Source organism: Streptococcus sp. 5004, assembly GCF_013276755.1.
In the GTDB taxonomy this organism is placed as follows: domain Bacteria; phylum Bacillota; class Bacilli; order Lactobacillales; family Streptococcaceae; genus Streptococcus.
In genome coordinates this window covers 94,492-104,118 of sequence record NZ_VMLP01000011.1, presented here as the reverse complement: position 1 = coordinate 104,118, position 9,627 = coordinate 94,492, and the positions used below count along the sequence as shown (strand labels likewise).

Annotated in this window: 9 protein-coding genes; 8 read left to right on the top strand and 1 reads right to left on the bottom strand. The window is 40.1% G+C overall.

Annotated features, from left to right (window positions below):
• The 6 genes from HT685_RS04700 to HT685_RS04675 all read left to right on the top strand — a co-directional run.
• Positions 1 to 1,108: LPXTG cell wall anchor domain-containing protein (locus HT685_RS04700; protein WP_173278958.1), on the top strand; the 1,108-nt coding region annotated here is incomplete at its 5' end.
• A 176-nt stretch (positions 1,109 to 1,284) separates the two neighbouring features.
• Entirely contained in the window at positions 1,285 to 2,415 is a 1,131-nt protein-coding gene (hemW, locus tag HT685_RS04695) for a radical SAM family heme chaperone HemW (RefSeq protein WP_173226364.1), read from the top strand.
• Between the two features lie 4 nt (positions 2,416 to 2,419).
• Positions 2,420 to 3,157 (top strand): acyl-[acyl-carrier-protein] thioesterase, encoded by a 738-nt coding sequence (locus HT685_RS04690; protein WP_173226366.1) that lies wholly within the window; start codon positions 2,420 to 2,422, stop codon positions 3,155 to 3,157.
• A gap of 10 nt (positions 3,158 to 3,167) precedes the next feature.
• Positions 3,168 to 3,941, top strand: coding sequence for a TIGR01457 family HAD-type hydrolase (locus tag HT685_RS04685; RefSeq protein ID WP_173226368.1), 774 nt, complete (start codon positions 3,168 to 3,170; stop codon positions 3,939 to 3,941).
• Entirely contained in the window at positions 3,931 to 4,548 is a 618-nt protein-coding gene (locus HT685_RS04680; RefSeq protein WP_173226370.1) for a TIGR01906 family membrane protein, read from the top strand. The genes HT685_RS04685 and HT685_RS04680 overlap by 11 nt, the downstream gene beginning before the upstream one ends.
• 186 nt (positions 4,549 to 4,734) lie before the next feature.
• Complete coding sequence (locus tag HT685_RS04675; RefSeq protein ID WP_173226372.1) at positions 4,735 to 5,589, top strand: NAD(P)H-hydrate dehydratase; 855 nt, start codon at positions 4,735 to 4,737, stop codon at positions 5,587 to 5,589.
• Positions 5,590 to 5,736: 147 nt separating this feature from the next.
• Here the strand turns inward: HT685_RS04675 and pbp3 are convergent, their stop codons facing one another.
• Positions 5,737 to 6,978: a D-alanyl-D-alanine carboxypeptidase PBP3 gene (gene pbp3 / locus HT685_RS04670; protein ID WP_173226374.1), complete on the bottom strand. Its 1,242-nt coding sequence runs from the start codon at positions 6,976 to 6,978 to the stop codon at positions 5,737 to 5,739.
• A 102-nt stretch (positions 6,979 to 7,080) separates the two neighbouring features.
• Between pbp3 and cozE the strand changes: the two genes are divergently transcribed.
• Positions 7,081 to 8,190: a cell elongation protein CozE gene (cozE, locus tag HT685_RS04665; RefSeq protein WP_050079225.1), complete on the top strand. Its 1,110-nt coding sequence runs from the start codon at positions 7,081 to 7,083 to the stop codon at positions 8,188 to 8,190.
• A 206-nt stretch (positions 8,191 to 8,396) separates the two neighbouring features.
• Positions 8,397 to 9,593, top strand: coding sequence for an elongation factor Tu (gene tuf, locus HT685_RS04660; RefSeq protein ID WP_001040724.1), 1,197 nt, complete (start codon positions 8,397 to 8,399; stop codon positions 9,591 to 9,593).
• Positions 9,594 to 9,627 lie beyond the last annotated feature (34 nt).

The window sequence follows — 9,627 nt, the reverse complement described above, 5'->3', positions numbered from 1 at the left end:
AAATACAGGAGACGTAACGGTAACACCTAAGAAACCAGATGGAACAACATATCCACCAGGAACTACGGTAGAAATTCCAGGTAAGAATGGCACACCGATTGTGGTAACAACAGGACCAGATGGAAAAGTAATTATTCCGAATAAAGACTTACCAGATGGGGAAATTCCAGGAACAGGTAAAATTACACCGCCAGGAAAACCTTCTGTTGAAGTAAACGTAAAAACACCTAAGAAATTAGATCCAAATGCACCTCAAACAGAACAACCAGGTGAAATTGAAATTACAAGAAAACCAAATGGAGATGCAGTAGTAACGCCTAAGAAACCAGATGGAACAACATACCCACCTGGAACGAAAGTAGTTATCCCAGGTGATAATAATACTCCAATCGAAGTTATTATCGGAGATAATGGATCAGGTGAAGTGCCAAATGATAAACTTCCAAAAGGAAATTTACCAGGAAAAGGTATCGTAACAGAACCGAATAAGAGACCATCTAATCCAGTTGATGTGACAACGCCAGCCCGTAAGACCCCAACAATAGAGTTACAACAAGATCCAGATACAGGGGAAGTAACAGTAACGCCTAAGAAACCAGATGGGTCAACATACCCACCAGGAACTACGGTAGAAATTCCAGGTAAGAATGGAAATACAATCACTGTAATAATTGGACAAGACGGTAAAGGTAAAGTACCAAACAGTGAATTACCAGACGGTAAAGTTCCAGGTACAGGTAAGATTACAGAACCAGGTCAATCAGCTGTAGAAGTTCCAGTAGAAACTCCAGCTAAGGTAACACCAGCAACACCAACAGATACAATTCCAGTTGCACCAGTGACACCTGATACGCCAGTCACACCAAATACTAATGGAGGTTCTGGTCAAGATACACCTGCACCAACAAGTCCAATTCCAGATGCAGTTACTCCGAATGCAAATCATGAAGATACTACAGATGCTAGTGATAATGGAGCTAAGTCAAATGATTCTCAAAATGTATTACCAAATACAGGAACAGAATCAAATGCGACTCTTGCATCTCTAGGACTTCTTGGTATGCTAGGTGGTCTCGGACTTGCTCTTGGAAAGAAAAAAGAAGACTAAAAAATTAGTCAAATGAACATTCATTCTTTTGTGTTTTAACAACGAACTAGATTGATTCTGATAGTTGTGTTATCCATAAAATACAAAGAATGATTAGATAAAGAAAGCGAACAATGCTAGGATTTTGTTAAAGGGAATTCTAAGTATTGTTCGCTTTTTGTGGTATAATAATTACTATGCAGAAAAAACCAACGTCAGCCTATGTGCACATCCCATTTTGTACCCAGATTTGTTATTATTGTGATTTTTCAAAAGTTTTCATCAAGAATCAGCCAGTCGACAGCTATTTGGAACATCTGTTAGAAGAGTTTCAATCTTATGATATTCAAAAGTTGCGGACCCTCTACATCGGTGGTGGGACACCAACAGCTTTGTCAGCTCCGCAACTGGAGGTATTGCTGGATGGCTTGACTAAAAACTTGGACTTGTCTGTCTTGGATGAGTTGACCATTGAAGCCAATCCAGGCGACTTGGACGCGGATAAGATTGCTGTTTTGAAGAACTCGGCTGTCAATCGTGTTTCGCTAGGCGTGCAGACCTTTGATGACAAGATGCTGAAAAAGATTGGGCGCAGTCATTTGGAGAAGGATATTTATGAAAATATCGACCGTTTGAAACTGGCTGGTTTTGACAATATCTCCATTGATTTGATTTATGCGCTGCCTGGTCAGACCATGGATCAAGTCAAGGAAAATGTGGCTAAGGCAATTGGACTGGATATTCCCCATATGAGTCTGTATAGCTTGATTTTAGAAAATCATACGGTCTTTATGAACCGAATGCGACGAGGGAAATTGCCTCTGCCTAAGGAGGAACTGGAAGCTGAGATGTTTGAGTATATCATCGCAGAGCTGGAGCGAGCTGGTTTTGAGCATTATGAGATTTCTAATTTCTCCAAGCCTGGTTTTGAAAGTCGCCACAATCTCATGTACTGGGACAATGCTGAATACTATGGCATCGGTGCTGGAGCATCTGGTTATGTCAATGGTGTTCGCTATAAAAATCATGGCCCGATTCGCCATTATCTCAGTGCAGTTGAGGAAGGCAATGCTCGTATCACAGAAGAGCACCTGAGTCAAAAAGAGCAAATGGAAGAAGAAATGTTCCTGGGACTCCGCAAGAAATCAGGAGTCTCCATGGTGCGATTTGAGGAAAAATTTGGACGGTCTTTCGATGGACTTTATGGAGAAATTGTCAAGGACTTGGTTCAACAAGGTCTCATGCAAATAGAGGGTGACCGAGTTCGCATGACAAAAAGAGGTCTCTTTTTAGGAGACACCGTAGCAGAACGATTTATTTTGGAGTAGAATGATGGGCTTAACTTATCAGATGAAAATGAAAATTCCTTTTGATATGGCTGATATGAACGGTCATATCAAGCTTCCAGATGTGATTTTGCTATCCCTGCAAGTTTCAGGGATGCAGTCGATTGAACTGGGAGTTAGTGATAAGGCCATTTTGGAAGACTATAATCTGGTCTGGATTATCGTAGAATATGATATTGAGGTGGTTCGTTTGCCTCGTTTTGCGGAAGAAATTACCATCGAAACGGAAGCCTTGAGCTACAATCGACTTTTTTGCTACCGTCGCTTTACTATTTATAATGAAGCGGGGCAGGAGCTCATCCATATGATGGCGACTTTTGTTCTCATGGACCGCGACAGTCGAAAAGTCCATGCTGTTGAACCTGAGATTGTGGCTCCTTACCAGTCTGATTTTGATAAAAAGCTCATCCGCGGACCAAAGTATGAATCCTTGGACGAGCCAGTCAGCAAGGATTACCATGTTCGTTTTTACGACTTGGATATGAATGGCCATGTCAATAACAGTAAATACTTGGACTGGATTTTTGAGGTTCTGGGAGCGGACTTTTTGACCCAATATATTCCCAAGAAAATCAACCTCAAGTATGTCAAGGAAGTTCGACCAGGTGGGGTAATCACATCGGCTGTTGAACGGACTGGATTGGAAAGCAAGCATGAAATTACAAGCGACGGTGCTACTAATGCCCAAGCTATCATCACTTGGCAAGAAATGAAGAAGGATTAGGGAGAAATAGATGAAATATAAAGGCTATTTAATTGATTTAGACGGTACTATTTACAAGGGAAAAGACCGAATCCCGGCTGGAGAGGCTTTTGTCCATGAATTGCAAAAGCTAGACATCCCCTATCTCTTTGTAACAAACAATACAACCCGTACTCCTGAGAGTGTTCAAGAGATGTTGGCTCAGAATTTTAATATCGATACGCCCCTATCGACTGTCTACACAGCGACTTTGGCAACCATCGACTATATGAATGACTTGGGTCTTGAAAAGACCGTCTATGTTATTGGAGAATCAGGGCTCAAGGAAGCCATCAAGGCGGCTGGTTATGTAGAAGACAAGAAAAATCCTGCCTATGTAGTAGTAGGCCTGGATTGGCAAGTCGACTATGAAAAATTTGCCACAGCAACTCTAGCTATCCAAAAGGGTGCTCACTTTATCGGAACCAATCCTGATCTCAACATCCCTACAGAACGCGGTCTTTTGCCAGGGGCTGGTTCACTAATTACACTTCTTGAAGTAGCAACACGAGTGAAGCCTATTTATATCGGAAAACCAAATGCTATCATTATGGACAAGGCGGTTGAGCACTTAGGTTTGCAACGTGAAGAGTTGATCATGGTTGGGGACAATTATCTGACTGATATTCGGGCTGGGATTGACAATGGCATTCCAACGCTCTTGGTGACGACAGGTTTTACCAAGGCAGAAGAAGTGGCAGACCTGCCAATCGCACCGACTCATGTAGTTTCTAGCCTTGCGGAGTGGGATTTTGATGAAAACTAAACTGATCTTTTGGAGTTCTATGCTCTTTCTCCTCTCCCTCTCAATCCTTTTGACTATTTATTTGGCTTGGATTTTTTATCCGCTGGAAGTTCAGTGGCTGAACTTGACGGATCGAGTTTATCTAAAACCCGAAACCATTCAATATAACTTTCATATCTTGATGGATTACCTGACCAATCCATTTAGCCAAGTCTTAGAGATGCCAGATTTTCGTTCGTCAGCAGCTGGTCTGCACCACTTTGTGGTTGTGAAGAATCTCTTTCATCTAGTTCAGTTTATTGCCCTTGTGACACTACCAAGCTTCTATTTCTTTGTCAAAGGGATTGTGAAAAAGGGCTTCTTGTCTCTATTTAGTAAGGGGATTCTGACCCTAGTAGTCTTGCCTTTGCTGATTGGTCTTGGGGGAATTTTGATTGGTTTTGACCAATTCTTTACTCTTTTCCATCAAATTCTCTTTGTGGGAGATGATACCTGGCTTTTTGACTCAGGCAAGGATCCAGTGATTCTGATTTTGCCAGAGACCTTTTTCCTTCATGCCTTCCTCCTCTTTTTTGCCCTCTATGAAAGCTTCTTTGGCTATCTGTGTCTGAAAAGTCGTAGGAAGTGAATTGAAAGCTGTTTTTAATTTGTATATATAAAATTGTATGTCGTTTGAAACCATCGTTAAGAATGAATTAATCAAATCGAATTGTGTCAATCGTTCGCGAACAGTCTATTAAATTTTAGAAATAAGTTTATAAAAGGAGGTCTGAGCCTCCTTTTTGTTGTATAATAAAAGAGAGAGGAAAAAAGGATGAAAGTGATTGATCAAGCATTATTAGAAAAAGTCATTATTGAACGTTCTCGTACCAGTCATAAAGGAGACTACGGTCGTCTGCTGTTGCTGGGTGGGACTTATCCTTATGGTGGTGCTATCATCATGGCTGCTTTGGCAGCTGTTAAAAGCGGTGCAGGATTGGTGACCGTTGGAACGGACAGGGAAAATATTCCAGCTCTGCACAGCCATTTACCTGAGACTATGGGCTTTTCTCTTCAAGACCAGCAGTTGTTAAAAGAGCAATTGGAGAAGGCAGAAGTTGTCTTGCTGGGGCCTGGTTTACGAGACGATACTTTTGGAGAAAATCTAGTAAAACAGGTCTCTACTAGCTTAAAAAAGAATCAGATTTTGATTGTAGACGGAGGTGCCTTGACCATTCTTGCTAGAACAAGTTTGTCATTTCCGTCTAACCAGCTTATCCTAACTCCCCACCAAAAAGAATGGGAAAAGCTGTCTGGTATTACGATTAAAAAGCAAAACGAAGATACAACATCTAGTGCCCTGACTTCTTTCCCTCAAGGAACAATTTTGGTAGAGAAAGGTCCAACTACTCGTATTTGGCAAGTTGGCCAGTCTGATTATTACCAGTTACAGGTTGGCGGTCCCTATCAGGCGACTGGTGGTATGGGAGATACGCTTGCTGGAATGATTTCAGGATTTGCAGGCCAGTTTAAACAAGCTAGTCTCTACGAGCGTGTGGCAGTAGCGACCCATCTTCATTCAGCTATTGCCCAAGAACTAGCTCAAGAACAGTATGTGGTCTTGCCAACGGAGATTAGTAATTGTCTTCCTAAAGTAATGAAAAAAATATCTCAACAAATACTGGGATAAAATTCAATTTTAGGAGAAAACGAAGTAAATATTACCACAATAAAACGCATAATATCAAGTTTTTTTAGTACCTGATACCATGCGTTTTTGACTTTAACATTTTCTTTCTCTGTCTCTATTTTGAAGCAAGTTATTGCCCAGTATGTTTTATAATTTCTCGTTAACAAAGCGGACAAACTGATTCCACCAAACTTTTAAGAAGAAGGCTTTTTCAATTTTCTTTTCTGCAACCATTTCGAAACTAGGGCGCTCTGTGGTGATGTAACCTTGACCAATCAAGTTCTTGTCTTCGTAAGTCAAATGGCCAACTACTGTTCCAGCTTCAAGTGGTGCTGGGATTGCTTTAGAATCAGGTGTGAATTGAACAGATTGGGAAGATTGATTCCCGACACGTTCAATTAGATAGATATCCTCTGGGGCCACTGCAGTGACTGTATCTTCTTTTCCATCTTGTACAGGTGCTTTGCTATCTTGATAGGCATCGCCTTGCTGAACGATTTTACGAAGTGTAAATGTAGAAGAAATATAATCCATTAGGGAAGATGTAGCTGTAAACCGAGCGTAGGGATTATTGTCTTGATGGTCTGCATTTAAAACAACTGTGATGACTCTCATGCCTTTTTCGACAGTAGTACCAACAAAAGACTCTCCAGCCTTATCTGTTGTTCCTGTTTTCAGTCCATCAAAACCACCACGATAAGCAGGCATACCTTCTAACATGTAGTTGGTAGAAGTGATTGTCATTCCAGCAAAAGTAGAAGAAGGTTTTTTGGTGATTTCCAAGACTTGTGGGTACTTTTTGATGAGGTTACGAGCAACGATAGCAACATCATAAGCGCTGAGCTTATTTTCATCATCTTTATTAGACCCTGGGTAAATGTTATCCCCTAGAGTCTCATTGTTAAGACCAGTTGTATTGACAACCGTGGCATCATTGATTCCCCATTCCAGAAGTTTTGCCCTCATCCTATCGACGAAGTCTTTCTCTGAGCCAGCAATTTTCTCAGCTAGGGCAATAGCGGCGCTGTTGGCACTAGATACTAGAGTTGCTTCAAGTAACTCTTCGACAGTATAATTACGGGCCTCCATAGGAACATTACTGGCTTCAGAATTTGTCGTCAATTGATAAGGATAATCAGAAATATCTACTGGGGTGGATAGTGTGATACTTCCATTTTCGAGTGCTTCATAGACCAGATAAACAGTAATCAATTTTGTTATGGAAGCAATTTCGACAGGTTGCGTTGCATCCTTCTCATAGAGAATTTTACCAGTATTTGCCTCAACAGCAATGGCATGTTTTGCAGCAATATTAAAATCTTGAGCAGCAACAGTAGAAGCACCTCCTAAAAGGGAGACAGTTAATAAAGTTAAAAATATTTTTTTCATAGTAGTCTTATTCTATCATAAAGAAAAAAAATATTCTTGCTTTAATAATTCATCCGTTAAGCTTTTTGAAAATATGGTAAAATAGAGTGAGGGAGGTAACTCATGTTTCGTAGAAATAAATTATTTTTTTGGACCACAGAAATTTTACTCTTAACAATCATCTTTTACCTATGGAGACAGATGGGGTCTTTGATTAACCCTTTTGTTAGCGTGCTTAATACAATTATGATTCCATTTTTATTAGGGGGCTTTCTTTATTATTTGACAAACCCTATTGTTACTTTCTTAAATAAAGTCTGTAAACTCAATCGTTTGCTTGGTATTTTAATTACCTTGTGTGCTTTGGTCTGGGGAATGGTCATAGGTGTTGTCTATCTCTTACCTATTTTGATTAATCAGTTATCTAGTTTGATTATATCTAGTCAAACTATTTATAGTCGAGTACAAGACTTAATCATAGACTTATCTAATTACCCTGCGCTCCAGAATTTGGATGTAGAAGCTACAATTCAGCAGTTAAACTTATCCTATGTTGATATTCTTCAAAATATCCTAAATAGCGTATCAAATAGTGTGGGGAGCGTCTTGTCAGCTCTTATCAGTACTGTTTTGATTTTGATTATGACTCCAGTTTTTTTGGTTTATTTCTTATTAGATGGACATAAATTCTTGCCCATGCTTGAAAGAACGATTCTAAAGAGGGATCGCTTGCATATTGCAGGTTTATTAAAGAATTTAAATGCGACGATTGCTCGCTATATTAGTGGAGTTTCGATTGACGCAATCATTATAGGTTGTTTGGCTTATATTGGCTATAGTATTATTGGTTTAAAATATGCTTTAGTTTTTGCTATTTTTTCTGGTGTAGCCAATTTAATTCCTTATGTGGGGCCAAGTATTGGTTTGATTCCTATGATCATCGCAAATATATTCACTGATCCCCATAGAATGCTGATTGCAGTGATTTATATGCTTGTTGTTCAGCAGGTAGATGGTAATATCTTATATCCTCGAATCGTAGGAAGTGTTATGAAGGTTCATCCAATCACGATTTTGGTTTTACTTTTGTTGTCAAGCAATATCTATGGTGTAGTTGGAATGATTGTCGCAGTGCCAACCTATTCTATCTTAAAAGAAATTTCTAAGTTCTTATCCCGTTTGTATGAAAATCATAAAATAATGAAAGAACGAGAAAGAGAATTAGCTAAGTAAAAGTCAGGAGAACCCTGATTTTTCTTTTTCTTTAGGTAAGTTATAGGAGTAGAAGTGCCGTTTAGAATAGTAGATTAAGAATAATTCACAAAAACGTTGTAAAACACTTGCAATTTAGCTGAAATTTGATAAAATAGTAAGGAAAGTTAGACTGTATTGCCTACTGTCTATCTATAAAATATATTTTATTGGAGGCTTTTACTCAAATGGCAAAAGAAAAATACGATCGTAGTAAACCACACGTGAACATTGGTACTATTGGACACGTTGACCACGGTAAAACTACCCTAACTGCAGCTATCACAACTGTTTTGGCACGTCGCTTGCCTTCATCAGTTAACCAACCTAAAGACTATGCGTCTATCGATGCTGCTCCAGAAGAACGCGAACGCGGTATCACTATCAACACTGCGCACGTTGAGTACGAAACTGAAAAACGTCACTACGCTCACATCGACGCTCCAGGACACGCGGACTACGTTAAAAACATGATCACTGGTGCCGCTCAAATGGACGGTGCTATCCTTGTAGTAGCTTCAACTGACGGACCAATGCCACAAACTCGTGAGCACATCCTTCTTTCACGTCAGGTTGGTGTTAAACACCTTATCGTCTTCATGAACAAAGTTGACTTGGTTGACGACGAAGAATTGCTTGAATTGGTTGAAATGGAAATCCGTGACCTATTGTCAGAATACGACTTCCCAGGTGACGATCTTCCAGTTATCCAAGGTTCAGCACTTAAAGCTCTTGAAGGTGACTCTAAATACGAAGACATCGTTATGGAATTGATGAACACAGTTGATGAGTACATCCCAGAACCAGAACGTGACACTGACAAGCCATTGCTTCTTCCAGTCGAAGACGTATTCTCAATCACTGGACGTGGTACAGTTGCTTCAGGACGTATCGACCGTGGTATCGTTAAAGTCAACGACGAAATCGAAATCGTTGGTATCAAAGAAGAAACTCAAAAAGCAGTTGTTACTGGTGTTGAAATGTTCCGTAAACAACTTGACGAAGGTCTTGCCGGAGATAACGTAGGTGTCCTTCTTCGTGGTGTTCAACGTGACGAAATCGAACGTGGACAAGTTATCGCTAAACCAGGTTCAATCAACCCACACACTAAATTCAAAGGTGAAGTCTACATCCTTACTAAAGAAGAAGGTGGACGTCACACTCCATTCTTCAACAACTACCGTCCACAATTCTACTTCCGTACTACTGACGTTACAGGTTCAATTGAACTTCCAGCAGGTACTGAAATGGTAATGCCTGGTGATAACGTGACAATCGACGTTGAGTTGATCCACCCAATCGCCGTAGAACAAGGTACTACATTCTCTATCCGTGAGGGTGGACGTACTGTTGGTTCAGGTATGGTTACAGAAATCGAAGCTTAATTCGATTTAGTTCCCAGAAGAACAATTATTTAAG